The organism is Xanthobacter aminoxidans (assembly GCF_043193615.1).
In the GTDB taxonomy this organism is placed as follows: domain Bacteria; phylum Pseudomonadota; class Alphaproteobacteria; order Rhizobiales; family Xanthobacteraceae; genus Xanthobacter; species Xanthobacter aminoxidans.
Genome location: NZ_JBAFUS010000001.1, coordinates 511,559 through 536,969, shown reverse-complemented (window position 1 = coordinate 536,969; position 25,411 = coordinate 511,559). Strand labels below are relative to the sequence as shown.

20 protein-coding genes are annotated in these 25,411 nt (G+C 68.9%); 13 read left to right on the top strand and 7 right to left on the bottom strand.

Features of this window, described 5'->3' with window-relative positions:
* The first annotated feature begins 345 nt into the window (after window positions 1-345).
* Complete coding sequence (locus V5F74_RS02375; RefSeq protein ID WP_394006068.1) at window positions 346-1,668, top strand: tetratricopeptide repeat protein; 1,323 nt, start codon at window positions 346-348, stop codon at window positions 1,666-1,668.
* Window positions 1,669-1,681: 13 nt separating this feature from the next.
* Window positions 1,682-2,722 (top strand): FecR family protein, encoded by a 1,041-nt coding sequence (locus V5F74_RS02370; RefSeq protein WP_394006066.1) that lies wholly within the window; start codon window positions 1,682-1,684, stop codon window positions 2,720-2,722.
* 6 nt (window positions 2,723-2,728) lie between these two features.
* On the opposite strand, the gene V5F74_RS02365 is transcribed toward V5F74_RS02370, so the two are convergent.
* Window positions 2,729-3,907: a hypothetical protein gene (locus V5F74_RS02365; RefSeq protein WP_394006064.1), complete on the bottom strand. Its 1,179-nt coding sequence runs from the start codon at window positions 3,905-3,907 to the stop codon at window positions 2,729-2,731.
* A 252-nt stretch (window positions 3,908-4,159) separates the two neighbouring features.
* On the opposite strand from V5F74_RS02365, the gene V5F74_RS02360 reads away from it, so the two are divergent.
* The 6 genes from V5F74_RS02360 (at window position 4,160) to V5F74_RS02335 (ending at window position 11,418) form a co-directional block, all read left to right on the top strand.
* Complete coding sequence (locus V5F74_RS02360; protein WP_374254233.1) at window positions 4,160-5,167, top strand: ABC transporter substrate-binding protein; 1,008 nt, start codon at window positions 4,160-4,162, stop codon at window positions 5,165-5,167.
* Between the two features lie 203 nt (window positions 5,168-5,370).
* The gene (locus V5F74_RS02355) at window positions 5,371-6,153 is read left to right on the top strand and encodes an ABC transporter ATP-binding protein (protein ID WP_394006062.1); all 783 of its coding nucleotides are present in this window, start codon (window positions 5,371-5,373) and stop codon (window positions 6,151-6,153) included.
* Window position 6,154: 1 nt separating this feature from the next.
* On the top strand, window positions 6,155-6,931 hold the full coding sequence (locus tag V5F74_RS02350; RefSeq protein WP_371745079.1) for an ABC transporter permease: 777 nt from the start codon (window positions 6,155-6,157) through the stop codon (window positions 6,929-6,931).
* A gap of 4 nt (window positions 6,932-6,935) precedes the next feature.
* Window positions 6,936-8,351: a xanthine dehydrogenase small subunit gene (gene xdhA, locus V5F74_RS02345; RefSeq protein ID WP_394006060.1), complete on the top strand. Its 1,416-nt coding sequence runs from the start codon at window positions 6,936-6,938 to the stop codon at window positions 8,349-8,351.
* A complete protein-coding gene (xdhB, locus tag V5F74_RS02340) occupies window positions 8,348-10,642 on the top strand; it encodes a xanthine dehydrogenase molybdopterin binding subunit (protein ID WP_394006058.1) in 2,295 nt (764 codons plus the stop codon). The genes xdhA and xdhB overlap by 4 nt, the downstream gene beginning before the upstream one ends.
* A 206-nt stretch (window positions 10,643-10,848) precedes the next feature.
* A complete protein-coding gene (locus tag V5F74_RS02335; protein WP_394006056.1) occupies window positions 10,849-11,418 on the top strand; it encodes an invasion associated locus B family protein in 570 nt (189 codons plus the stop codon).
* Window positions 11,419-11,510: 92 nt separating this feature from the next.
* Here the strand turns inward: V5F74_RS02335 and V5F74_RS02330 are convergent, their stop codons facing one another.
* The 6 genes from V5F74_RS02330 to V5F74_RS02305 form a co-directional block, all read right to left on the bottom strand.
* Window positions 11,511-13,427 (bottom strand): AsmA family protein, encoded by a 1,917-nt coding sequence (locus V5F74_RS02330; protein WP_394006054.1) that lies wholly within the window; start codon window positions 13,425-13,427, stop codon window positions 11,511-11,513.
* A gap of 137 nt (window positions 13,428-13,564) precedes the next feature.
* Window positions 13,565-15,286, bottom strand: a complete 1,722-nt coding sequence (locus V5F74_RS02325) for an ABC transporter permease (RefSeq protein WP_394006052.1) — start codon at window positions 15,284-15,286, stop codon at window positions 13,565-13,567.
* A gap of 6 nt (window positions 15,287-15,292) precedes the next feature.
* The gene (locus V5F74_RS02320; protein WP_394006050.1) at window positions 15,293-16,318 is read right to left on the bottom strand and encodes an extracellular solute-binding protein; all 1,026 of its coding nucleotides are present in this window, start codon (window positions 16,316-16,318) and stop codon (window positions 15,293-15,295) included.
* A gap of 245 nt (window positions 16,319-16,563) precedes the next feature.
* Window positions 16,564-17,046 carry a bacterioferritin gene (gene bfr / locus V5F74_RS02315; RefSeq protein ID WP_024279492.1) on the bottom strand — a complete coding sequence of 161 codons (483 nt, stop codon included), beginning with the start codon at window positions 17,044-17,046 and terminating at the stop codon, window positions 16,564-16,566.
* 127 nt (window positions 17,047-17,173) lie between these two features.
* A complete protein-coding gene (locus tag V5F74_RS02310; protein WP_081762651.1) occupies window positions 17,174-17,407 on the bottom strand; it encodes a (2Fe-2S)-binding protein in 234 nt (77 codons plus the stop codon).
* A 199-nt stretch (window positions 17,408-17,606) separates the two neighbouring features.
* Window positions 17,607-20,009 carry a PAS domain-containing protein gene (locus V5F74_RS02305; RefSeq protein WP_394006047.1) on the bottom strand — a complete coding sequence of 801 codons (2,403 nt, stop codon included), beginning with the start codon at window positions 20,007-20,009 and terminating at the stop codon, window positions 17,607-17,609.
* Between the two features lie 202 nt (window positions 20,010-20,211).
* On the opposite strand from V5F74_RS02305, the gene V5F74_RS02300 reads away from it, so the two are divergent.
* From V5F74_RS02300 to rfaD, 5 genes are all read left to right on the top strand, one after another.
* Window positions 20,212-20,754 carry a phasin family protein gene (locus tag V5F74_RS02300; protein WP_024279490.1) on the top strand — a complete coding sequence of 181 codons (543 nt, stop codon included), beginning with the start codon at window positions 20,212-20,214 and terminating at the stop codon, window positions 20,752-20,754.
* Window positions 20,755-20,996: 242 nt separating this feature from the next.
* Window positions 20,997-21,467 (top strand): phasin, encoded by a 471-nt coding sequence (locus V5F74_RS02295; protein ID WP_051679188.1) that lies wholly within the window; start codon window positions 20,997-20,999, stop codon window positions 21,465-21,467.
* A gap of 101 nt (window positions 21,468-21,568) precedes the next feature.
* The gene (gene waaF, locus V5F74_RS02290; protein WP_029558110.1) at window positions 21,569-22,591 is read left to right on the top strand and encodes a lipopolysaccharide heptosyltransferase II; all 1,023 of its coding nucleotides are present in this window, start codon (window positions 21,569-21,571) and stop codon (window positions 22,589-22,591) included.
* Complete coding sequence (gene waaC / locus V5F74_RS02285) at window positions 22,588-23,598, top strand: lipopolysaccharide heptosyltransferase I (protein WP_029558111.1); 1,011 nt, start codon at window positions 22,588-22,590, stop codon at window positions 23,596-23,598. The genes waaF and waaC overlap by 4 nt, the downstream gene beginning before the upstream one ends.
* A gap of 88 nt (window positions 23,599-23,686) precedes the next feature.
* A complete protein-coding gene (rfaD, locus tag V5F74_RS02280) occupies window positions 23,687-24,700 on the top strand; it encodes an ADP-glyceromanno-heptose 6-epimerase (protein WP_029558112.1) in 1,014 nt (337 codons plus the stop codon).
* The last annotated feature ends 711 nt before the right edge of the window (window positions 24,701-25,411 follow it).

Below are 25,411 nucleotides of genomic sequence, written 5' to 3'. Positions count from 1 at the left end.
AAGTCTATGTTTATTGCATCCGTGCAATCTGAAAATGCGAGGGGTTCGGGCGGTCCCAGGTGCGCTGTCCTGCGAATTGCGAGGACAGGATTGCGTGGCGGTATGATCGTGGCGCGTCGCTCAGGCGCCTGTGGCAAAAATGCTTTTACCTCACGGAAATGCGCATTAATCCTTGGCTTGTCCGGCGCGCGGAATCCCCTTCCGGCACCCGCAATGGTAAGGATCGCTGCATGGGCAAGGGGCGGGGCCTTGCCAGCACAAGCCGGATGGTCAGGCATGCTGGTGAAGCGGTACAATACTCGGGTTGCGGACCCGAGCAGGGGTAGCTTGGGGGAGAGGGCGTCCGTGCGCGGCATCGTGCTGGCTGTGGCGCTGAGCGTGCTGGCGGGACCCGCGCTGGCAGCGCAGCAGACCGTGCTGGCGGACTCCGACCCTGAATTCAACACCCTGTTCGACCAGTCCATGAAGCGTCCTGCGGACGTGGAACTGGCCTTCCGCCTTGCCCGGCGTGCGGTGGAGGTGGGCGACTACGAGGCCGCCATCGGCGTCTACGAGCGCATCCTCTTCTACAATCCCAAGCTGGTCCGCGTGCGCCTTGAGCTGGCGCGGCTCTATTACCGGCTCGGCTCCTATGAATCCGCGCGCGCCTATTTCGAGCCCATCGCCCAGTCGCCGGAACTGACCGGGCAGGAGCGGGACAACATCGCCGCCTATCTGGTGGAGATCGACCGCCGCCTCTCCACCAACCAGTGGAGCGTCTACGGGCAGGTGGGCGTGCGCTACCAGTCCAACGCCAACTACGGTCCCTCCAGCCGCCTCGTGATCGGCCAGGATGTGGGCGCGCTCCTGCCGCCGAGCGCCGCCGCGCAGGCGGACGGCAACGCCTTCGCGCTCGCCTCCATCCGCCACGTCTATGACTTCGGCAACCAGCGCGGCGATGTCTGGGAAACCAACCTCAATCTCTATTATTCGCAGCAGTTCCAGCTGCAGCAGCTGAACCTGGGCTTTGCCGAATTCAACACCGGTCCGCGCTTCGCGCTGGCGCCGGACGCACTGCCGGGCTCGTCCATCCGCGCCTATGTGCTCGCCGGCGGTGTGGCGCTGGGCGGCAGCGGCTATCTCGGCACCTACGGCGCGGGCGTCTCGCTCTATCTGCCGTTCAGCGCCTGGTTCGGGCTGGAGCCCTTCGCGGAGATCCGCCAGCGCGACTACCAGTCGTCGCAGGATTATCCCACCGCGTCGTTCCAGAGCGGCGAGATGTGGACGGTGGGCGGCAACGCCTTCGGCCGCATCACCGACGACTGGCGCTGGCGCGCGCGGCTCTCCTACAACGACGCCTCGGGCGACCTGCCCTGGTACTCCTACAACACCTTCGCGGTGGACCTTGCGCTGCCGTTCGAGTTCCAGGGCCTATGGGGCGTGAAGCGCTGGATCGCCATCCCCAGTGTCGGCTACACGCGCTACAATTACGACGCGCCCAACCCGTTCATCACCCGGTTCATCACGGAACAGGATAACCAGTACCGGGTCGGCCTCGCGCTGGACGTTCCGGTCCACGAGCAGTGGGGGCTGCTGACGCAGGTCCAGTACAGCTGGTCCACCTCGACCTTGCCGAACTATGCGTTCGACAATTTCAGCGTTTCCATCGGCCCGAACGTGCGGTTCTGAGGAGCAACGCATCATGCCCATCAGCACCCCCGCCCGTCTCCTGGCTTCGGTCGCCTCCCTCGCCATCGTGGCCGCCACCGGCCCGGCGCTGGCGCAGAACAGCGTCGGCACGGCCGCCGCGGTCAATCCCCGCTCCACCGGCAACGCCGGGTCGGGCGTGCGGACGCTGGAACTCGGCTCCAGCATCATCCACCGCGAACGCATCGAGACCAGCTCCGCCGGCAGCGTGCAGGTCCTGTTCGTGGACAAGACCACGCTGAACATCGGCCCCAATTCGAACCTCGTCATCGACGAGTTCGTCTACGATCCCAACGCCAAGGCCGGCTCCATGGCGCTCACCCTCACCAAGGGCGCGGCGCGCTTCGTCGGCGGCAATGCCAGCCACACCGGCGGCGCCGAGGTGAAGACGCCGGTGGCGACCATCGGCATCCGCGGCGGCGTCGCGGCCATCATCCACCGCGACGGCGAGACCCAGGCCATCCTCCAGTTCGGCACCCTCACCGTGGTGGGGCCGGGCGGGGAGACGGTGGTGATCCGCCGCCCCGGCTTCATGGTCACGGTCGGGCGCGGTGGCATGAGCGGTCCGGTGCGCGTCTCGCAGGCCCAGATCGACGCGGTCATCGCCCAGACCCGCAGCCAGACCGGCCAGACCGGCGGGCGCCGCGGCCCGGTCGCGGACACGACCGGCCTCGACCGCGGGTCCAGCCATCCGTGCGGCGTGCCGGTGCAGGGCCAGACCACCATGGACCTCGCGGCGGCGACCTGCCGGTCCGTGAACACCGCGCTTCAGGGCGAGGCGGACACCATCGCCCAGCAGGCCTCCCAGCAGAACCAGGGCAATGTCGTCATTCCTGTCACCCCGCCGCCTTATAGCTACGGTGGCGGTGGCGGCGGCTTCCCCGGCGGCTATGGCGGCGGTGGCGGCTTCCCGAGCTTCCCCAACCTGCCGACCTTCCCGAATATCCCGAGCTTTCCGGGCTTCCCCGGTGGCGGCGGGGGAGGGGGCGGCGGTGGACCTATCGGCGGTGGTGGCGGCGGGCCGATCGGCTACTGAGCGAGCCTAGAGGAGCGCGCGGCAGCGCTCCGTCAGTGCGTCCAGCGGATCGCGGGCGGCGAGTTCCGCCCGGTGCATCCGGCCGGCCGCTGCGGCGATCATGGCCATGTCCCTGTCTTCCAGCGCGGCCAGAACCGGCTCCGGCGCAACCCGTGCATCGGGCTGGAACAGCGGGAAATTGCGGCTGAGCCCTGCGGCGGCAAGCGCCTCGCCGTTCAGCCAGTGTTCCACATGCACCGAGAAGGTGACTTGCGGCACGCCCGCCGCCAGCGCATCCGCCGCCACCCCGGCGCTGCCCTGATGGATCAGCAGGCGGGTTCGGGTCATGGCCTCCGCCATGGACACCGGCCGCCCATGCACGATGGCCCCGGCCGCCGAGAGCGGCGCGAGCCAGGAGCGGTCGACGCCCGGCACGAAGATTTCCAGCCGTGGGGCCAGCGCCATCAGCACCGCGGCTATGTCCGGTCGCGAGGCCACGTCGGTGTGGACATAGGCGAAGACGGTGCGGGCATCGGGTGACGCCTCGCGCATGGCCTCGGTCATCACCGGGCCTTCCGCCTGCCGGCTGCGCAGGTCCGCGTAGGGATCGAGCAGCTGGAAGCTGCGCACGAAGGCGTCATCGCCGGTGAAGAGGGCACCGATGCGGTCGATGGGGGCAAGGCCCGTATCCGCCAGCGCGGTGTTGACCGCCGCGACCACTTCGCCATCCGGATGCTGGGACGGCATGAAATCGTGGAACACCGGCATGGCTTCGAGGTCCGCCGGCGGCAGGCAATAGGCCGTGCTCACCTGCATCACCGGGCAGCGCCCGCGCGCGGCAAGCCCGGCGAGGGGGGCATAGTCGCAGACCACCAGGTCCGGCCGCTCCACATCCATCAGGTCGCGCCACGCGCGCAGCACCGGGCGCACGCTGTCGGGATCGCGCAGGCCCACGCGGGCGAGGCTGTCGGTCAGCGTCGCCGAGGCCGGGATATGGTCGCCAGCGCGCGGGGCAGGGGCGGGCCACGGCGGCGCCTGCATCAGGCGGATGCCAGCTTCGGCCAGCGGCCCGGCATTCTGCAGGTGGCGCACCGCGGCCGCCACCTCCGCGCCCGCTTCGGCGAGCCGCCGGCCGAGCCGCGCCAGCTGGATGGTGTGGCCGAACCCCGCGCCCTGTTCCCAGGTGAGCAGCACCCGCCGTGCCATGGCCCCTCCGCTTGTCGGCATCTGTCATTGATGGAGTGGCCCAGGCGGCGGGATCTGTCCAGCAGGGTGGGAAGAGCGCAGTTTGCTTATGGCCTAAGCAATCTGCCGATCTTGAGGGCAGAGGCTGCCTGCCTCATCGTGCGGCAGTGGCCGATCCGCGACGGTCCGGGCGCCCGTGGCCTGCCGCTACGGCGTGCGGGGCCGCTGGCATGGCGGTTGCAGTCCACGGCAGCGAAACCGAGGAGCTTTTTCATGGGCCTGATGCGTTCCGTGTTCGCCGCCGTTCTCGCCACCCTGGCAGCGGCGCCCGCGCTGGCTGAGACCGACGTGAAATTCGCGCTCGACTGGAAGTTCGAGGGGCCGTCCGCCCCCTATTTCGTGGCGCTGGACAAGGGCTACTACAAGGCCGAGGGGCTCAACGTCACCATCGACAGCGGCCCCGGCTCGGTGGCCGGCATCGCGCGTGTGGCGGCGGGCACCTATCCCATCGGCTTCTTCGACATCAACTCGCTGATGAAGTTCCGGGACCAGAACCCGGACAAGAAGGTCACCGCCGTCCAGATGGTCTATGACGAGCCGCCCTTCGCCATCGTCAGCCTGAAGAAGACCGGCATCACCAAGCCGAAGGACCTCGAAGGCAAGATCCTCGGCGCCCCCGCGCCGGACGGCGCCTTCGCCCAGTGGAAGGCCTTCGTGAAGGAGAACGGCATCGACGCCGAGAAGGTGAAGATCGAGAACATCGGCTTCCCCGTGCGCGAGCCCATGCTGGCCGACGGCAAGGTGGACGCCATCACCGGCTTCTCCTTCTCCTCCTTCTTCAACCTGCGCCAGAAGGGCGTGCCGGCGGACGACATCGCGGTGATGCTCATGTCCAAGCACGGCCTCGTGCTCTACGGCAACGCCATCATGGTGAACCCCGACTTCGCTAAGGCCCATCCCGAGGTGGTGAAGGGCTTCGTGAAGGCCACCATCAAGGGCATCATCGACACGGCGAAGGACCCCAAGAGCGCCATCAAGTCCGTGATGAAGCGCAACGAGACGGCCGACGAGGCCATCGAGCTGGCCCGGCTCGAAATGGCGCTGAAGGACAACATCGTCACCGACTGGGTGAAGGCCAATGGCACCGGCGACGTGGACCCCGCGCGTCTGGCGAAGTCCATCGATCAGGTGGGCATCACCTACGAGTTCAAGGCCAAGCCCACGGCGGCGGACATCTTCACCAGCGAGTACCTGCCGCCGGCGAGCGAGCGGAAGATGTGACGCGATTTCGTACCCCGGACGCATGCAGCGACAGCGGAATGCGAGCCGGGGTCCAGCGCAAGGGATCGCCGAAAGCGACCTGACCTGAGGCCGCCGGGGCGATCGCCGGCTTCGCCGACTTTTCCCCTGGACCCCGGATCGGCGCTCCACCTGCGGTGTCGCTTGTCCGGGGAGTGGCCGACGCCGAACCGAAAGGCCTCCCCGTGATCGTCCTCGACAATGTGACCCTGACCTATCCCGGCCGCACCGGCCCGGTGACGGCGCTGGCCGGCACCACGCTGAATGTGCGCAAGGGCGAGTTCGCGGCGGTGGTGGGGCCTTCGGGCTGCGGCAAGTCCACGCTGATGAAGCTCGTCACCGGCCTCATCCGCCCCACATCCGGCACCGTCTCCATCGATGGCGCGGAGGTGAAGGGGCCGGTGAAGGTGGCGGGCATGGCCTTCCAGCACGCCAACCTCCTGCCGTGGCGCACCGTGCTGCAGAATGTGATGCTGCCGCTGGAGATCGTCGAGCCCTATCGCCGCCGCTTCTCCCGCGACAAGGCCGCGTTTCAGGACAAGGCCATGGCGTTGCTCAATGTGGTGGGCCTCGGCGCCTTCGCCGACCGCTTTCCCTGGGAGATGTCCGGCGGCATGCAGCAGCGCGCCTCGCTCTGCCGTTCCCTCATCCACCAGCCGGCGCTGCTGATGCTGGACGAGCCCTTCGCCGCGCTGGACGCCTTCACCCGCGAGGAATTGTGGTGCGTGCTGCGCGACCTCTGGCAGGAATTCGGCTTCACCGTCATCCTCGTTACCCATGATCTGCGCGAGGCGGCCTTCCTCACCGATACCATCCACGTGATGAGCGCGCGCCCCGGCCGCATCGTGGAGACGCGGCAGGTGCCGTTCCCCCGGCCGCGCGATCTCGATGTCTGCTACCGGCCAGAGTTCACCGGATTAGTCCACGAGCTGCGCAACAAGATCGCCGAAGTGCGGCAGGCGGCGTGAGATGATGAAAAAGCTCTCCGTTGAGAACCTCGCCCCCGTCTATTTCACCGTCGCATTGTTCGTGATCTGGGAGGCGGCCTGCCGCCTGTTCAAAATCGACACCTTCATCCTGCCGGCGCCTACCGAGATTTTCGCCGCCATGGTGAAATACTGGTGGCCGCTGCTGAAGAACTCCTTCGTCACGCTGTGGACCACCATGGCGGGGTTCGCCATCGCGGTGGTGTTCGGCATCGCGCTCGGCGTGGTGGTGGGCTGGTCGCGCACCATCTATCGCGGGCTCTATCCGGTGATGATCGGGTTCAATTCCGTGCCCAAGGTGGCGGTGGTGCCCATCCTCATCATGTGGTTCGGCATCGGCGAGGTGCCGGCCATCCTCACCGCCTTCCTCATCTCCTTCTTCCCCATCGTGGTGAACGTGGCCACCGGCCTCGCCACCACCGAGCCGGAACTGGAGGACGTGCTGCGGGCGCTCGGCGCCTCCAAGCTCGACATCATGCGCAAGGTTGGCATTCCCCGCACCGGGCCCTATCTCTTCGGGGCGCTCAAGGTGGGCATCACGCTCGCCTTCGTCGGCGCGGTGGTGTCCGAGACCATCGGCGCCAATGCGGGGGTGGGCCATCTCATGGTGCAGGCGGGCTCCAACTTCCAGATGCCGCTGGTGTTCGCCGGGCTCATCTCCCTCGCCATCCAGGGCATCCTCATGTACGCGATCTTCGCCGTGTTCGAGCGGCGCATGGTGGCCTGGGCCTTCCGCTCGTCCCAGAGCGCGGGAGGCTGAAAGCGTGGCCATCGCCTTCGTCCTGAACGGCGAGCGGATCGAGGTGGCGGATGCCGCCCCCTCCATGACGGTGCTGGACTTCCTGCGCACCCGCCTCCGCCTCACCGGCACCAAGGAAGGCTGCGCGGAAGGCGATTGCGGCGCCTGCACAATCGCCCTCGGCCGGCAGGACAACGGGGCGGCGCGGTGGCAGGTCGCCAATTCCTGCATCCTGCTGCTCTCCCAGATCGACGGCACCGAGGTGAAGACGGTGGAGGGGCTTGCCGGTGCGTCCGGCCTCCATCCCGTTCAGACGGTGCTCGCCGAGAGCGACGGCACCCAATGCGGCTTCTGCACGCCGGGCATCGTCATGTCGCTTTATGCGCTGAGCGAGAGCCGCACGGCTGATGCGCCGGTGGGCGATGCCGACATCCATGAGGCGCTGGCCGGCAATCTCTGCCGTTGCACCGGCTATCGCCCCATCGTCGATGCCGCCCGCGCGCTCTGCGCCGCGCCGCCGATGGCTGAACCTGTGTCCGTTCCGCCGGAGCCCAACACCCGCATCGCGGCACAGGGCGAACTGCATCTCGTGCCGCAGACCCTTTCGGAGCTGGTGGCGCTGCGCAGCGCCTATCCGGACGCGGTTCTGATCGCCGGCGCCACCGATCTCGGCCTCATCCCCGCAAAGAAGCGGCAGGGCTTCCCCCTCGTCCTCTCCAGCCGCCGCGTCGCCGAACTGAAGCGGATCGCGTGGGAGGGCGATGTGCTGGTGCTCGGCGCCGCCGTCACCTATGCGGAGGGGCTGGAGGCGGTGGAGACGGCCTTCCCGGCGTTCGGCGCCCTCATCCGCCGCATCGGCTCGCGGCAGATCCGCACCATGGGGACTTTCGGCGGCAACCTCGGCACCGCCTCGCCGGTGGGCGACACGCTGGCGGTGCTGCTGGCGCTGGATGCTGAGGTGGAGTTGGCCGGACCCTCCGGGATGCGGCGCATGACCGTCGCGGATTTCCTCACCGGCTATCGGAAGACCGCGCTCGCGCCGGACGAGGTGATCGCCGCGCTTCGTCTGCCGCGCCTCGCGGAGGGCGAGCAGCTCTTTGCCTGGAAGCTCTCCCGCCGGTTCGATCAGGACATCTCCACCTTGCTCGGCGCCTTTCGCCTGCGGGTGGACGGTGGACGGATGATGTCTTTCGCGGCGGCCTTCGGCGGCATGGCTGACCGAGCGAAGCGTGCTTCCGCTCTGGAAACGCTCCTCACCGGCGCGCCATGGGCCGATGCGCTGCCCGAAGGCATCGAGGCGGCCCTCGCCGCCGACTTCTCGCCCCTCTCCGACCACCGCGCCAGCGCCGCCTATCGCCTCACCGCCGCCGCCAATCTGGTGCGCCGCCTCCACATCGCCACCACGCGCCCCGGCGTGCCACTCGAGTTGGAGGCGCTATGACTCGCGCCGTCCATGTCCCCGCCCGCCACGAGAGCGCCAACGCCCATGTGAGCGGCCGCGCCATCTATCTCGACGACATGCCGGAGCCGCCGGGCCTGCTCCACGCCGCTTTGGTGCTCAGCCCCCATGCCCGCGCGCGCATCGTCTCCATCGACCTGTCCGCCGCCCGTGCCCTGCCGGGCGTGGTGGCGGTGGCGGCGGGCGACATTCCCGGCGTCAACGACATCGCGCCCATCCGCACCGGTGAGCCGCTGCTGGCGGCGGGCGAGGCGGACTATGTGGGCCATCCCGTCGCCGCCGTGGCCGCGCCGACCCTCGATGCCGCCCGCGCTGCCGCAGCGCTGGTGCGGGTGGAGTATGAGGCGCTGCCCGCGCTGCTCGATCTGGATGCAGCCTATGAGGCCGGCGCCCGCGTCGCGCCGGACCAGCAGGTGGGGCGGGGCGATGTGCCGGCCGCGCTGGCCGGTGCGCCCTTGCGCCTCTCCGGCGAGGTGCGATGCGGCGGGCAGGATCATTTCTATCTGGAAGGGCAGATCGCCATCGCCATTCCCGGCGAGGACCGGGACATGCTGGTCTATTCCTCCACCCAGCACCCCACCGAGGCGCAGCACGGTGTCGCCCATGTGCTCGGCCTGCCGTTCGCGGCGGTGACGGTGGAGGTGCGGCGTATGGGCGGGGCCTTCGGCGGCAAGGAGAGCCAGGCCACCATCATCGCCGCCATCGCCGCGCTGCTCGCCCATCACGCCGGCAAGCCGGTGAAGCTGCGCCTGCCGCGCGAGGTGGACATGGAAGCCACCGGCAAGCGCCATCCCTTCCGCGTGCGCTGGGAAGCCGGCTTTGACGGGGACGGCCGCATCGCCGGGCTCGACATGGAATTCGCCGCCGATTGCGGCAATGTGGCGGACCTCTCGCCTGCCGTGGTCTCCCGTGCCCTGTGCCACGCGGACAATTGCTATTTCATCCCGGCGACGCGCTTCCGCGGCGTGCTGGTGAAGACCAACACTGTCTCCAACACCGCCTTTCGCGGCTTCGGCGCGCCGCAGGGGATGCTCGCCATCGAGGCGGTGATGGACGAGATCGCACGCCATCTCGGCAAGCCCATCGAAGTCGTGCGCGCCGCCAACCATTATGGCGCGGCCCCGCGCAACATCACGCCCTACGGGCAGGAGGTGGAGGACAGCCTGATCGAGGAGGCCATGGCCCACCTCGACGCCAAGGCGAACCTTGCCGCATGGCGCGCCGAAATCGACGCCTTCAACGCGCGGAGCCCGGTGATCCGCAAGGGCCTCGCCACCATGCCCATCAAGTTCGGCGTCTCCTTCAACCTGACGACGCTGAACCAGGCGGGCGCGCTGGTGCATGTCTATACGGATGGCTCGGTCCATCTGAACCATGGCGGCACCGAGATGGGGCAGGGGCTGTTCGTGAAGGTGGCGCAGGTGGTGGCGGACGCCTTCGGCATTCCGCTCGACCATGTGCGCGTCTCCGCCACCAGCACCGCGAAGGTGCCCAACACCTCGCCCACCGCCGCCTCCTCGGGCTCCGACCTCAACGGCATGGCGGCGCTGATCGCGGCGAAGGAGATCCGGGGCCGCATGGCGGGCGTGGTGGCGGCGCATTTCGATGCGGCGGTGGAGGAGGTGGTGTTTGCCGAGGGCCGCGTGAGCGTGGGCAACCGCAGCCTCTCCTTCAGCGAGGCGGCGCACATGGCGTGGCAGCAGCGCGTGCCGCTCTCCGCCACCGGCTTCTACAAGACGCCGAAGATCCACTTCGACATGGCGAAGTCGGAAGGGCGGCCCTTCTATTATTACACCTACGGCGCCGCCGCCGCCGAGGTGGCGGTGGATACGCTCTCCGGCGCGGTGTGGGTGCTCAGGGCCGAGATCGTGGGCGATTGCGGGCGCTCGCTGAACCCGGCCATCGACATCGGCCAGATCGAGGGTGCCTTCGTGCAGGGCATGGGCTGGCTCACCTGCGAGGAGCTGAAGTGGGACGCCAACGGCCGCCTCGCCACGCGCGGCCCCTCCACCTACAAGATCCCCGGCTCGCGCGACGTGCCGCCGGTGCTCAACGTCCACCTGCTCGACAAGCCGAACGCGGAAGAGACGGTGCTGCGCTCCAAGGCGGTGGGCGAGCCGCCGCTGATGCTCGCCATCTCGGTGTGGCTGGCCATCCGCGACGCCATCGCCGGCCTGCCGGGCGCGGGTCCCGTGAAGCTCGACGCTCCGGCGACACCAGAGCGTGTGCTGGCCGCGGTGGCCGCACGGCGCGAGGACAGGGCGCGGGGGTGAACGCCCAGACGCCGGGGCGTGCGGCTTCCTGTAATCAGACACCATTGTCGCGTCGGACTGTCCCTGCGGGACGGTGCTTTGGGCGCCGCCTTCCCCAGTGTCAGGGGGTGTCCCGCCGCGATTTGCGTTGCCTCGCGGGGCCGGTGTCGGTATGTCCCGGCGAGGCACCGCTGCGGGGCGCGGGTGCGATTGAGAGGACGTAAAAGATGGCGCTTACCGGTCTCATCCCCTCCTTCCGTCTCTCGCTCCTGTCTGCTGTCCTTGCCGCCTCGGCCTTCGCCCTTCCCGCCGCCGCCCAGACGGCTGCCGCGCCGGCTCCGGCCGCTGCGCCTGCTGCTGCTCCTGCCGATCCCACCGAGACCCATTCGGTGCACGACGACTGGACCGTCCGCTGCAAGGGCAAGGACGAGAAGCGCGGCTGCGAGGCGGTGCAGACCCTGCAGACCCCCGACCTCGCCCATATCCTCGCCCACGTCGCCGTGCGGGCTGAGAAGAGTGGGCCGGTGCGCCTCATCGTCCTCACCCCGCCCGGCGTGTGGCTGCCCTCAAACGTCTCCCTGAAGGTTCCCGGCGTCGCGGACGTGGTGCTGACCTTCAAGCGCTGCGGCCAGCATTGCGTCGCCTCCACCGAGCTGACGCAGGATCAGCTGACGGCGCTCAAGGCCAGCTCCGGCAAGGGTGAGATCGTGTTCGAGGACGGTTCGCGCCGCCCGGTCATCCTGCCGCTCTCGTTCAAGGGCCTCGGCGCCGCCATGCAGGCCAGCCTCAAGGGCTGATTTCTCTGCCGCAGGCAAACAGGATTTAAGGCCGGTGCCAACGCGCCGGCCTTTTTCGTTTCCGCTTCCCGTTGTGTCCGGTGCGGGCGCTGTCAGTTCGCCGGAGGCTGCTGCGGGTTCGCAGCCGCGCCGCCATCCATCGCCCGCTCGGCGGCGGGGGCTGAGGAACGGGCCTTCACCGCCTCCAGCAGCGGCAAAGCCGCGCCGGAGCGCTCGATGAGGCTGAGCGGGTCGGCCATGATGCTCGGCTCGTCCCAGGGGCCGCGGACGCTGAACGGCAGGTCGATGGCGCCGGTTTTCGCGCCCTTGGTCGCCGGCAGCGCGGCGTGGCCGGCGAGGTCCAGCGCGCGCTGGGCGATGGAGAGCGAGCCAGTCATGTCGATCTGCGCGCGCGGCCCGCGCATGACCAGCTCCTCCACCGTACCCACACCGTCGCTGATGGCGATGCGGCCGTTGAGTTCGGTAAAAGCGGTGCGTCCGCCACGCCAGTCGCTGGCCGCGGAGAGCGGCCGCCGCTCGATGCGCTGCAGCAGCTGCGCCACGTCGAAACCGTTGAGGTAGCCGTTGGCCGCGCTCAGCGCCGCGCTGCCCTGAAGGTTCGCGGCGATGTCCTGGATGCTGCGTCCGGCCCCCGTCACGTCGAGTTGGAGTGTCCCGGTGCCGTCGATGCGGCGAAAGCCGCCGATGTCGTCGAGGGCGCGGGCGAGTTCCACGTCGTTCGCTTCCGCCTCGAGCCGCAGCTCCGCGCCCGCCGAACGGCGGGCCTGGGGGGCGGCCGCGTCGGGCGGAGCGGGGGCGAGGGTCAGGGACGCGCGCAGCACGCCGCCCCAGCCGTGGGCTTCGCCGATGGCGAGCACGAGCCGGCCGGCGGTCAGAACGGCACTGGCGGCGACGGTGGAGAGCGCGGTGTCGCCCACGTCCACCCGGGCCGCCGAAAGCCTGAGGTCGAGGTCGCAGGCGCCGAGGGCGGAGAGATCGACCGCCCCCCGGTCCCAGCCCTGCCGCTCGCCGCCCGTCAGGCGCATGGCGCCGTAGGGAGCGAACGTGATGTGATCGGCGGCGAACGTGCCCTGGATGAGCGGGCGTGGGCCGGAGACCTTCACCAGAAGGCCGCCATCGCCGCGGTTGCCGTCGAGATCGACACTCGCCTCGGTCAGGGCCACCTCGCCCTTCTCCAACTTCAGGCGGGAGGCGAGGGAGAAGGACCCGAAGCCGCTGCGCGTGGGCGCTTCCATGCCGGCCCAGTCGAACAGGTCACGCAGCGAATCGGCGTCCGCCGTCACCGCGCCGTCCATGGTGGGGGCCTTGCCGAGGGCGGCGCGGCCGTGGAAGCGGGCCTTGGCGCCGTCCGTCGCCACGGTCACGCGCATGGGCGCCGGTGTGCCGGCCATGAAGGCGGTGATGTCGTCGATAAAGAGTGTCGCGTTCACCGGCTGCTCGCGCCAGTCGAACTGGACGGCGACGGCGATGCCGGCGCGGTCGAGCACCCGGTCGAGGCTCGCCGTGATGCCGCTCACCAGTTCGCGGGTCAGGCCGCTGCTGGAGCGCCAGGCGATGGTGCCGTCGATGATGCGCAGCTCCGGCCGGTCGGTGGCGGCGAGCACCGGCGCGATCCCGAGGGCGGGCGCCATGCCTTCGCCCGTGAGGACGAGGGTCGGATGCTCGACGATCACGTCGTTCACGGCCACCCGCCCGGCGACGAGCTGGAGCAGGTCGAGCCGCGTGACCACGTTCTCGGCATCGAGCGACTGGCCGGCGGGGAGCGGGAAGCTGACCTTGCCGAGCACCACGCGCGGCGAGGGGAAGAGGCGAATCGACGGCTCGCCGAGAATCTCCACCTTCTGGCCCGTCGAACCGGCAAGCGCCTGCGCCGCCACCCGCCGCAGCTCGGCGGCCGGGACCAGGAAAGGCAGCACCGCCATGGCGACGAGCAGCAGCGCGGCTCCCGCGCCCAGCACGGATGCAGCGATGAGCCCGGCCCGGCGGGTGTTCTGGCCGACACGCAGCATGAAGATACAGAGGTCTCCGAGGGAGCAGGCGGGGCGATGCGCGCGACGCCTGAGGCCACGTTGGATCGTGGCCGCACCTTTAGCGGGCTCTGTGTCGCTTTGATGGCTGGGGGCTTCGGGGTGGGCCGGCGCGCCGGTCAGTCGCGGGCCGAGGCGCTGCCGCGCGTGCCGTCCGCTGAAGCGGCAAGGGCGGACGAGGACATGCGGGCCAGCAGCATCACCGGCCCCAGCCCGACGAGGAGAATCACCAGCGCCGCCAGCGCTCCATCCTCATAGGTGCCGCGCGCCGCCTCGCCATAGACGTGGGTGGCCAGTGTCTCGAACCCGAGCGGACGCAGCAGCAGGGTGGCCGGCAGCTCCTTCATGGCATCCACGAACACCAGCAGGGCAGCGGTGGCGAGGGCCGGCCGCAGCAGCGGCAGCAGCACCCGGCGCACGGTGCGCGGCTGCGACGATCCGAGGCTGCGGGCGGCCATGTCGAGATGCGGGGAGAGCTTGGCGAATCCCGCCTCGATGCCGCCGACGGGGATGGCGAGGAAGCGGATGGCGAGTGCCGCCACCAGCGCGGCTCCCGAGCCCGACAGGAGGAGGCCGGTGGAGATGCCGAAGGCCTGCTTCATCGCGGCATCCAGCATGTTGTCGAAGCCGGCGAGGGGGCTGAGCAGGCCGACGGCGAGCACGGTGCCCGGCACTGCATATCCAAGGCTCGCCACCCGCGCGAAGCCGGAGGCGAGCGGCGCGCGCGTCAGCCGCTGCCCCAGCGCCACCACGAGGCCGAGGCCGAGGGCGAGGGTCACCGTGCCGGCGGCGAGGGCGGCGGTGGTGGCAGCTTCTCCGAGGATCCGTGTGGGAAAGCCGGTCTCCGCCATCCGTCGCGCCGCCGAGATGGAGAGGTGCAGCAACGGCACCAGGAAGCCGAGCATGACCGGCAGGGCGCAGAAGGCGGCGGCGGCGAGGCCCTGAAGCCCGGTCAGCCGCAGCGGCGCCTGCGGCCGGGCCGAGCCGGTGGCGACGAACCGCCGGGCGCGCCGCGCCCATCGCTCCAGCAGGATCAGCCCCAGCACGAGGGCGAGCATGACGAGGGCGATCTGCGCCGCGCCGGGCAGGTTCGAGCGGTTCACCCAGGTGGAATAGATGGAGACGGTGAGGGTGCGCACGCCGAGGAATTCGGAGGCGCCGATATCGCCCAGCACCTCCAGCAGCACCAAGGTCAGGCCCGCGACGATGGCCGGGCGGGCCAGCGGCAGGCCGATGCGCAGGAAGGCGCGCCAGCGGCTGGCGCCCAGCGTGCGCGCCACTTCCAGCGCCGCCGCCGACTGCAGCACGAAGCTCGCCCGCGCCGAGAGGTAGACGTAAGGGTAGAGCACGGCCGAAAGCACGAGGATGCAGCCGCCGGTGGAGCGCACATCCGGCAGGCGCAGGCCGCGCGGGCTGGCGATGCCGAGCATCGCGCGCAGCGCCTCCTGCACCGGCCCGAGGGGGTGCAGCACGTCGAGATAGGAGAAGGCGACGATGTAGCCCGGCACGGCCAGCGGCAACAGTAGCGCCCATTCCAGCACCGAGCGGCCGGGGAAGGTGCAGGTGGCCACCAGCCAGGCGCATGGCACGGCCACCACCAGAGTCACCACGCCGACACCGAGCACCAGCAGGCCGGTCTGGGCCAGCGCATCGGGCAGCACGGTGGCGATCAGGTGGGGCCACATGTCCCCGGACCCGCGCGCGGCGATGCCGGCGAGGGCGAGGAGGGGCAGCAGAACGAAAAGAGCCACCAATCCCGACGCCAGAAGGAGCGGGGAGAGGTGGCGGGGGAGGCGGAGCCGCGTCGCGCGCGGCTCGCCGGTCAATGCGGTCTCAGCCATCGGCCGTCAGTTGTCGAAGCCGACCTTGTCGATGAGCTCGCTGGCGCGCTTGCGGTTCTTGGCGATGTCCACCAGCGGGATGGGATCGACCTTGAGCGGCCCCAGCGCGCCGATGATGGGATCGACCTCGGCCGCGGCGATCACCGGATATTCCAGGTTCTGCTTGGCATAGATCGCCTGCATCTCCGGGGAGATGGCGAATTCCAGCAGCTTCACGGCGGCGTCCTTGTGGGGCGCGTTCTTGGCCACGGCGGCGCCGGAGACGTTCACATGGGTGCCGCCGCCCTGGAAGGTGGGGAGCAGCACGTTGATGCCGTCGCCCCACTTCTTCTGGTCGGCGCCGCCCTTGCCCGAGCGCATCAGGCCCACATAGTAGGAATTGCCCACCGCCAGATCGCAGATGCCGCCGAGGATGTCGCGGGCGCCCTCGCGGTCGCCGCCGGCGGGCTTGCGGGCGAGGTTGGCCTTCAGGCCGCGCAGCCAGGCCTCGGCCTTCTCCTCACCGTGATGGACGATGTAGGCCGCCACCAGCCCCACATTGTAGGGGTGCTGGCCGGAGCGGATGCAGATCTTACCCTTCCACTTGGGGTCGGCAAGATCCTCATAGGTGATGGCGGAGAGCTTCACCTCGTCCTTCGCCGCATAGACGAGGCGGGCGCGCAGGGAGAGGGCATACCAGTTGCCGGCCGGATCGCGCAGGTTGGCGGGAATGGCGGAGAGGGCAGGGGAGGTGACGGGCTGGGTGACGCCGGCATCCACCACGTCGAGCAGATTGCCCACGTCCACGGTCATCAGCACGTCGGCGGGGGAGCTGGCGCCCTCCGCTTTCACGCGCTCGGCGAGGCCGTCCTTGATGAAGACGCTCTTCACCTCGATGCCCGTGGCCTTGGTGAAGGCCTCGAACAGGGGAGCGGCCAGCCCGGGCTCGCGGGTGGTGTAGACGTTGACGACCTGCTGCGCGCTGGCGCCCTGCGCCGCGACAAGCAGTGCGCCACCGGCGAGAAGGCTGCGCAAGAGATGAAAGCGACCCATTGAAATCCCCACACGCGGGCTCGGAGCGAGCACGACAAGACGATGGAGAATTGGCTAGCCCGGCGCGTTACGAAGGGTCAATGAAGAAGGACGTGAGCCCGGAAACATTGGAAATCATCTAATTCCGAAACGCTTTGCGCGCAGTGGGGCCAGTTTATACTTTCTCCAGACTATCGGGCCTCACAAAGCAAAAAGCCCGGCGTGAGAGCCGGGCTTTGCGTTGATATCGGACGGGCGGAGGAGGATCAGTCCTCGTCGAGCTCGCCGATGTGGTGCTGGGCGTAGAGCTGGAGGCCGAGCTTGGATACGAGATCGAGCTGGGTCTCAAGGAAGTCGATGTGGCCTTCCTCGTCCGCCATCAGCTCCTCGAAGAGGTCGCGGCTCGGATAGTCCTTCACCGTCTGGCAGTAGGCGGCCGCTTCCTGGTAGAGGGCGCGGGCATCGAGCTCGGCGGCGAGATCGCAGTCGAGGATTTCCTTCACGTCCTGGCCGATTCGCAGGGGATCGAGCACCTGCATGTTCGGGAAGCCGTCGAGGAACAGGATGCGGTCGGTGAACTTGTCCGCGTGCACCATCTCCTCGATGGACTCGGCGCGCCACTTCTTGGCCAGCGCCTTGTAGCCCCAATTGTCGAGCATCCGGTAATGGAGCCAGTACTGATTGATGGCGGTCAGCTCAGAGCGCAGGCCCCGATTGAGGTATTCAATAACCTTCGGATCGCCCTTCATTCTCAGCTCCTGATGCCGTAAGGACAGTTAGTTTGGATTAAGCGTTAGACTAATTCTAATGTGGTGGCAAGGTACCCGACCACACCGCCGGTTGTTCGCCGGGCGTTCGGGCACCCTTCTAGGAAGCTTATTCGGCGGCGACCATTCCGGTAAGTCCCGCAACGGGACATTCGTCCGCGCAGGCACCGCAATCGTGCGCCTGCACCTGATCCATCAGCGTGCGGATGGTCCGGGCGCAGCGTCCGCACTGGGGCGAGCAGCCGAGGCAGCGATAAACTTCGCTGGGGGAGCGCAATGGGGTTCCCGCAAGCGCATCAAGCACCTGCCGGTCTGAAAAGACGTTGCATGAACAAACGATCATGGCACGGCCCGAAGCTAACTTGGAAGGCTTCTAAAAACTTGTTTCTATTGCATTTTTCGCAGAGGACGGCCGGACCCGTCAACTCCGTACATATGCGACATGGTGGGTCGAGGGCCGTTCAGACAGGCTTTTGCCAGCACAATGGAGTAGTTCCATTGTGCGGATACCACCCGATTGGTGGTTGAACACCTTCGCAGGCTCAGGCGGGCAAGGTGAGCCGCGCGATCATGCCGCGACGCCGGCCCAGGTCTTCACCGGCCTGAGACATCCCGACCGGATCGATCTCAAGCGATCCGCCCAGCGCCCGCGCAGCTTCCGCCATGCGGGTCAGACGCAGTGGGCGACCGTCCGCGGCGAAGCGGTCGTCCGGCGAGAGGCCGGACAGCGGATCGAGGGCCGCCGCAGCCGCCGTTGCGTCAAGGCCCGCGCCGGCATCGCTCAGCTGCACCTTGGCGCGCGGTCCTCCATCACCTTCGTCCTCGGCGAAGACCGAGACGGCCACCGCGCCGCCGGCCGGCGTGGCCGCCACGGCCTCTTCCACCAGCATTGCCACGAGTTCCGCGAGCGGGGCTTCGGCGGCCAGGGCCGTGACCCCTCCGGCGTCGTCGAGGCGCAGTGCCAGCCGCCGCCGCCGGGCGGCCGGAAGAAGCGCGGCCACGGCGGCGCGCACTGCCGCCGACACGTCGCAGGTGACAGCTTCCGCCGGTGCTGTCGGCTGCGAGAGCGCGTTGAGGTCGTCGAGGGCGGCGTTGAGGGACTTGAGGGCGCCCCGCAGCGGATCGCTCAGGGCCTCGGCGGGCGCTTCGCGCAGGATCGCCATGGGGCCTTCAAGCCCGGCGCGCAGGCGGCCGGCGAGGCGCGGAAGGAGATTCACCGCCGGTTCCGGTTCGGGCACCGCAACGGGCACCGCCAACGGCGCCGGCTCGGGCTGCTGCGGCACGGGACCGATGACGACGCACAGGATCTGGTCCTCGGCGCCGGCGCGGGTCACGGCCGCCAACCCCGGCAGCATGTCGCCTTCGCGATTGCGCAGAGCGAGCGCGACCTGCGCGGAGGCCCCGTCGTCCCGCACGCGGTCGAGGGTGGCCACGGCGTCGGCGCGGTCGGTCGGGGCGACGGCGATGGTGAAGGGCTCGCCGGCAAGGTCATGGGCGGGAAAGCCCAGCCGCTCGGCCGCCGCGAAATTGGCGAGGCGGATGGTGCCGTCCATCTCCAGCAGGAAGACCGGCCAGGGCACCATGTCGAGCGCCGCGCGGCGGGCGCTCGCGCGGGCCTCGCGGTCGTCGTCGGTGGTGTCGAGGGCGCGGATGACGTGAATCAGCGCCGGCCGGCCGAGGAACGGCGCGGCGACGAGGCGCACTTCCACCGGCAGGCGGGCTCCGTCGGGCGTCAGCACATGAAGGGCGCCGGATTCGCGGGAGAGGACCCGCTCCAGTCCGCCGGCCTCCGCCAGCGCGTCCAGTCCGCTCCAGCCGGTCAGGGCGAGAAAGGCCCGGTTGGCGTGCACCAGCTCGCCCTCCTGCTGTACCAGCAGGCTCACCGGGAGCTTGTCCAGCAATTCCGCCTCGTCGCCGGAAGCGGGCGGGGGCTCGGGCTCGGCGTATGCGGCGTCCATTTGGTCGGGCGGATGGGTGTCCGGCGGAATTCTCGGCCAGTCCTCGATGGCCGCGGCGAGGGTCCGGGCGATCTCGCGGAAGGCGGAGCTTTCCTGCGGCGACAGGCTGCCCTGCCGGAGCGGTACCACGTTGCGGCCGAAGGCGACCGGGGGCTGATCGGCCGGTGCGCTCGCCTGCGGCGCTTTCGGCGGCAGGGGAAGAGGTGTCTCCGCCGCCGAAACGATGCCGAATCCGCGCACCCCCTTGAGCCGGCGCTCCGCATCGAACAGCGGCGCGCCGCCGAGGCTGAGATCGAGCGGGGATTCGACGCCCACCGGCGGCACCGTCGCCGTGCGCTCGGTGAAGCTTTCGCCCGAAGCCATGGCGTCGATGAGCGCGTCAGCGTCGGTCAGGTGTCCGCCGCGCTCAAGATCCGCGAAGCTCGCGCCGATGAAGGTGCCGGAGCGGCTGCCGAGCGCCGCCGCGAACAGGGGGGACAGCGCGCGCAGGCGTCCATCCGCATCGCTCTCCCACGTCACGCGCAGCGGCTGGGCCAGAAGCGGGCGCAGCGCCGCCGGCACGGCCGGGGCCGCCGCGGGGCGCGCAGGCGAGGGCGGGGCGGGCGCGAACGCGGCCGGGTCCGCGAACAGGATGGCGGGGCCGGAGGGCAAAGCGAGGGCGGCAAAGCGCAGGGTGCGGGGCGAGAGGTCTCCCGGCAGGCGCAGCCGTGCCACGCCGAAGCCGGCGGCGGTGCGCCGGGCGAGGCGGGTGGCCGCCGTCATCACCGGCTCGGGTGCCGGTTCACCGGGCGCGATCGCAAGCCGGGCGGCCGCCGACGTCGCCGCCAGCATGCGCCCAGTGCCGAGATCGAGAAGGAAGGAGACGAATTCCTGCCGCGCGAGGGGCGCCAGCACCGCCTCCGCGCCTGGAAGAGCGGACGCGATGGCCTCCACGCTCTCCCCGGAGAGGAGAGACGGGTCGTCCGGGCTGCCGTGGTGCTGCGTCATCGTTTGCAGGATCGCACCTTGCGGAGGAGGAGGGAACAAAGGCGGGACCACCCCGCCGGCTCATATTCTCACCGCCATTGATTAACGTCAGTGCAACTTCGCCGCGCGCCTGCCATTCATATTGGCGAAGCGGCACTACCGTAGATTAAGATCGGTCGCTGTGCGGTGGCTTGCGCCGCCCGACACCGGAGGAGAGACGGCCATGACGACGAAGTTCGGTCCGGAGCTGGAGCTGCCCCCTGAAATGCGTGCCATTGCCGAGAAGAATGTGGCGCAGGCTCGCCAGGCGTTCGAGACGCTGTTCCAGAATGCGCGTGAGACGGTCGGCGAGAGCGAAGGCCATATCGAGGAGGTTCGCTCCAACATCAAGGACTTCCGCCAGAAGGCCATCGGGCTGATGGAAGCCAATGTCGAGGCGAGCTTCGACTTCCTGCACAAGCTTGTCGCGGCCAAGAGCCCGCAGGAGATGATGAGCCTGCAGGCCGAGTTCCTCACGAACCAGCTGAAGACCGTTTCCGAGCAGGCCAAGGCCTTCGGCGACGACGCCAAGGCTCTCGGCGAAAACGCCGTGCGCACCATGGACGAGCACGCCCGCACCCTCGCCGAGCGGCTGAAGGCCCTCGCCGCGTCCGCCGCCCAGAGCGCCCAGGCCGTCGCCCAGGACCTGAAGACGGTGGGCGAGACCGCGGTGCGCGAAGCCCAGGCGGCTGCGGCCAAGGCCACCGATCCCAATCAGAAGGGCTGACGGGATTACTCTACCGGTCCGCGCGTACCCCCGGTGCGCGCGAAAGCTTGACTTGTGCAGCGCAGAATTTCATTTTGCGCTGCACGTTTACTGCTGTATAACCCTATCGTCGGGGTAAACACAGCTCACCTAGAATGTCCGGAATGCAAGCGTTGCACGGCGCTGCGCGTCGCGTTTCATTCTGGTGGCACTGCAGCAATGCGCCTCGGCACGGATCGCCATGCCCCGTTTCCGAGGATGACATGAACGACACCTTCATCAAGGCTTATCAGGATCAGATCGAGGCGGCGAAAAAGGCGTTCTCGACTCATGCCGTTCCGGCCGTCGAAGTGCCGCCGGCGGTGCGCGAAATCGCGGAAAAGGGTCTCGCCGCCTACCGCGAGAACTACGGCAAGCTGAAGGCCGCCGCCGAGCAGGTGAATTCCGCCCTCGAGGAAAGCGCCACCACCGCCTCCAAGGGCGTGGCCCAGTACAATGCCAAGGTGCTCGAGGCGGTTCAATCGAACGTGAACTCGGCGTTCGACTATTTCAATTCGCTCCTGACGGCCAAGACGCTCGCCGAGGCCGTGGAACTCTCCACCGGCCACGTCCGCAAGCAGTTCGAGACGCTGACCGGCCAGGCCAAGGATCTGTCCGCCCTCGCGCAGAAGGTCGCCGCGGACTCGTCCGAGCCGATCAAGTCTTCGGTCGAGAAGATCCGTCCGACCGCCTGAGCTTTCGCTCCCCTCAACGACCGCCGCGTCCGGGCCAGCGTGCTTGACGCGGCGGGTCCGCCTTGTCATGACGCGGGGCGTTCCACCCCGCGAGTTATCGCATGCGTGCCCTTGGTTCAGTCTCGCCGCTCCTGCTGATCGGCCCCTCGTGGGTCGGTGACATGGTTATGGCGGCGAGCCTTGTGGACGTGCTGCGCCTGCGCGAGCCCGGCCGGCCCATCGATGTGATGGCGCCGCCCGCCTCCCTTCCCGTCGCCCGCATGATCCCCGGCGTTCGCCGCACCATCCCGCTGGGGCTGGGCCATGGCGAACTCGGCCTGCTCGCCCGCTGGAAGGCGGGACGCGCCTTGCGCGGCGAAGGCTACGGCAAGGCCATCATCCTGCCGCGGGCGTTCAAGGCCGCCATCGTTCCGCTCGCCGCCGAGATTCCCGAGCGTGTCGGCTATCGCGCGGAGCTGCGCAGCGCCCTTCTCACCGACGCGCGCCCCGACCCCGACCGCAAGACCGCCCGCACGCTGGACCGCTTCGTCGCCCTTGGCCTGCCGCCGGGCTCCATCGCCCGCGCCCCGCGCCCGCGCCTGATGCTGCCCGACGGGGCCGTGGATGTTGCCGCCGCCAAGTATCCTCTCGCCGGCGACGCGCCGGTGATGGTGCTCTGCCCCGGTGCCGAGTACGGGCCCGCCAAACGCTGGCCGGCGGCGAAGTTCGCTGCGCTTGCCGCATTGGCGGTGAAGGACGGCTATCGCATCCGCATCCTCGGCTCGCCCAAGGATGCCGAAGCCGCGCGCGCCATCGAGGAGACGGCCGGCGTGCCGGTGGACAATCTCGTCGGCCGCACCACCCTCATCGAGGCCGCCGCCATCCTCGCGGGGGCGGACGTGGTGATTTCCAACGATTCCGGGCTGATGCACATCGCCGGCGCCTTCGACCGCAGGCTGGTGGTGATCTACGGCGCGTCGTCCGAGAAGATGACGCCCCCGGCCTCGCCCTTCGCCCGGGTGGTCTCCCGCGATTTGCCGTGCCGGCCCTGCCACAAGCGGGAATGCCCGCTCAAGACGCTGGCGTGCCTTGAAGGCATCGCCGCAGAGGACGTGCTGGCCGCGGCCGAGCAAATGCGCCGATGAAGCTGCTGCTGGTGAAGCTGTCGTCGCTGGGGGATGTGGTCCACACCTTCCCCGCGCTGACGGACGCCGCCGCCTGCGTGCCCGGGCTGACGGTGGACTGGGCGGTGGAGGAGGCTTTCGCGCCGGTCGCCCGGCTCCATCCCGCCGTCCGCCGCACCATCACCGTTCCGCTTCGCCGCCTGTCGCGTCGTCCGCTCGCCGCGGTTTCCAATGGGGAGGCAATGCGGGTGAGGGCGGCGCTGGCGGCCGAGCCGTACGATCTTGTCATCGACGGGCAGGGGCTGATGAAGAGCGCCGCCGTGGCCGCGCTCGCCCGTGGCCCGCGACACGGCTTCGACCGGGTGAGCGCGCGCGAAGGGCTGGCGAGCCTGCTCTATGGCACGCGCCATCATGTGCCCGAGGTGGAGCACATGGCGGTGCGTCTTCGGAAGCTGTTCGCGGCGGCGCTCGGCTATGGGCTCGACGATCTGCCCGCCGACACGGGGCTGCGGCCCGCCCCCGGCGGCGTGCCCTATCTCGTCTTCCTGCACGGCACCACGTGGCCGACCAAGACCTGGACCCTCGACGGCTGGCGCGCCTTGGCGGCGTTGGCGGGTAAGGCGGGGGTGGCGGTGCGCCTCTTCGCCCACGGCGCTGAAGAGCGTGCCCGCGCCGAGGCCATCGCTGCCGGACAGGACAATGTGCGCCTGCTGCCGCCCCAGGGGCTGGAGGGGATCGCCCCTGAGATCGCCGGAGCGGCGGGCGTCGTGACGGTCGACACCGGCCTCGGCCATCTTGCCGCGGCCTACGGGGTGCCGACCGTCGGTCTCTATGGACCCACCAACCCGGTGCTGACCGGACTGTTCGGCCCCTGCGTCACGGAACTGAAGGCGCGGCGCGATTGCGCGCCCTGCGAGAAGGCCCGCTGCCGCATCGCGCCCGAGACCATCGAGGGGCCGCCCTGCCTCGCCGACATCTCCGCCGCCGAGGTCTGGCAGGCGCTCGGCAGGCTGGGCCCGGCAGCCTGATACAGGCGTTTCGGCCACGGTCGAGATGGACAAGGTGTCGGCGTGTGTGGCACATCCTGCGCCCGGTGGAACGGATGGGATGCCCGCTATGACCCGATCGGTGGCGTTGAGTCGTGACCTTCTGCTCGTCACCGGCGGCGCGGGCTTCATCGGCTCCAACATCGCCCGCGCGGCGGCGGAGGACGGCTATCGCGTGGTCGTGGCCGACTGGCTGGAAGACGGCCCCAAATGGCGCAACATTTCCGACATCCCGCTCCATGATGTCATCCGTCCCGAGACGATCAACGACTTCGTGGAGAAGGAAGGCGGGCGGCTGGCCGCGGTGGTCCATATGGGCGCCATTTCCGCCACCACCGAACGCGACGCCGACAAGATCGTCGCCCGCAACATCCGCGCGACGCTCGACCTCTGGGACCTGTGCGCGCGCAAGTCGCTGGGCCTGATCTTCGCCTCCTCGGCCGCGACCTATGGCGACGGCACCCTCGGCTTTCGCGATTCCGAGGCGGGGGCCGATCTCGCCGCGCTCGCGCCGCTCAATCCCTATGGCTGGTCCAAGCTGTTCGTGGATCGCCGCATCATGGCTGACATCGCCGAAGGGCGGCCCCGGCCGCCCCAGTTTGCCGGCCTTCGCTTCTTCAACGTCTATGGCCCCGGTGAGGCCCACAAGGGCGACATGCGCTCGGTGGTGCACAAGATCTATCCGAACGCCGAGGCGGGGGAGAGCGTGACGCTCTTCAAGTCCCACGACCCGCGCTACACCGACGGTGGGCAGTTGCGCGACTTCGTCTATGTGGGCGACTGCGTGGAAGTGGTGCGCTGGCTGCTGGAGAGCCCGGACGTGTCCGGCATCTTCAATGTGGGCACCGGGGAGGCGCGCTCCTTCGCGGATCTCGCGACAGCGGTGTTCACCGCGCTCGGCAAAGAGCCGAACATCACCTACGTGGACATGCCGGAGAGCCTGCAGAAGGCCTACCAGTATTTCACCCAGGCCGACGTCTCCAAGCTCCGCGCAGCCGGCTTCACCCGGCCGTTTACCTCGCTGGAAGACGGCGTTTCGGCCTATGTGAACCGCCATCTGAAGCCGCGCAACACCGTAGGGTGAGGGGCGGGGCGGCTCAGCCGCTCCGGTGCTGGGACGGGCGCCCGTTTCACAAAGTCTGACACCTGAGTATTGGTATAAAGGCACCTCTATGGGCAGCGGCAGCGCCGTTTTGCCCGTAACATCGCATCGGCCCGCGAATACAAGCGGTCGCTCCCAGATGTAAGCGCTTGCAGCGTTGCCAGTCAACGCCTCGAGAGGAAGGGCAGGGGCTGGAGCGCCCTTGCCGAGCCAACACCAGCAGACATCACGGAAAAACGGAGTGCGGGAGGGGAGGGCACGTCTCTCCTGGCACTGGGCGGCCTGTCGGCATGTGCAGGAATATTTTCCTTTAATCAAAAAATCATTATTTTTCAATATGATACCGGAATAAATGGATGTATTAATGTAATGTGTTAAGTGGTATTTTAAAACCGTATACTATCAGGTTTACTGGTTAACTTATTGATTTTCATAGTAAAATATACGTTTCGTGTGACGCCTCTTGCGCCCAGCCGTGCAAGTTAACGTTAAACATTAACCATAAATAACTGATTTATATGAAAATATCGTTCTCTTAAAGTGGCTTCGAGTGCGCCCGGCCCGCCAGACGGGGTCGCGAAGCTTTCCCTGCCCCGTTCGGCCGATCGGGATGGGAGCGGCGCGGCGGTGGTGTTTGCGGAGGTATCCCCGCGCCTGGCATTCACCGTGGCGTCGGTTTGCGGGCGGGGAACC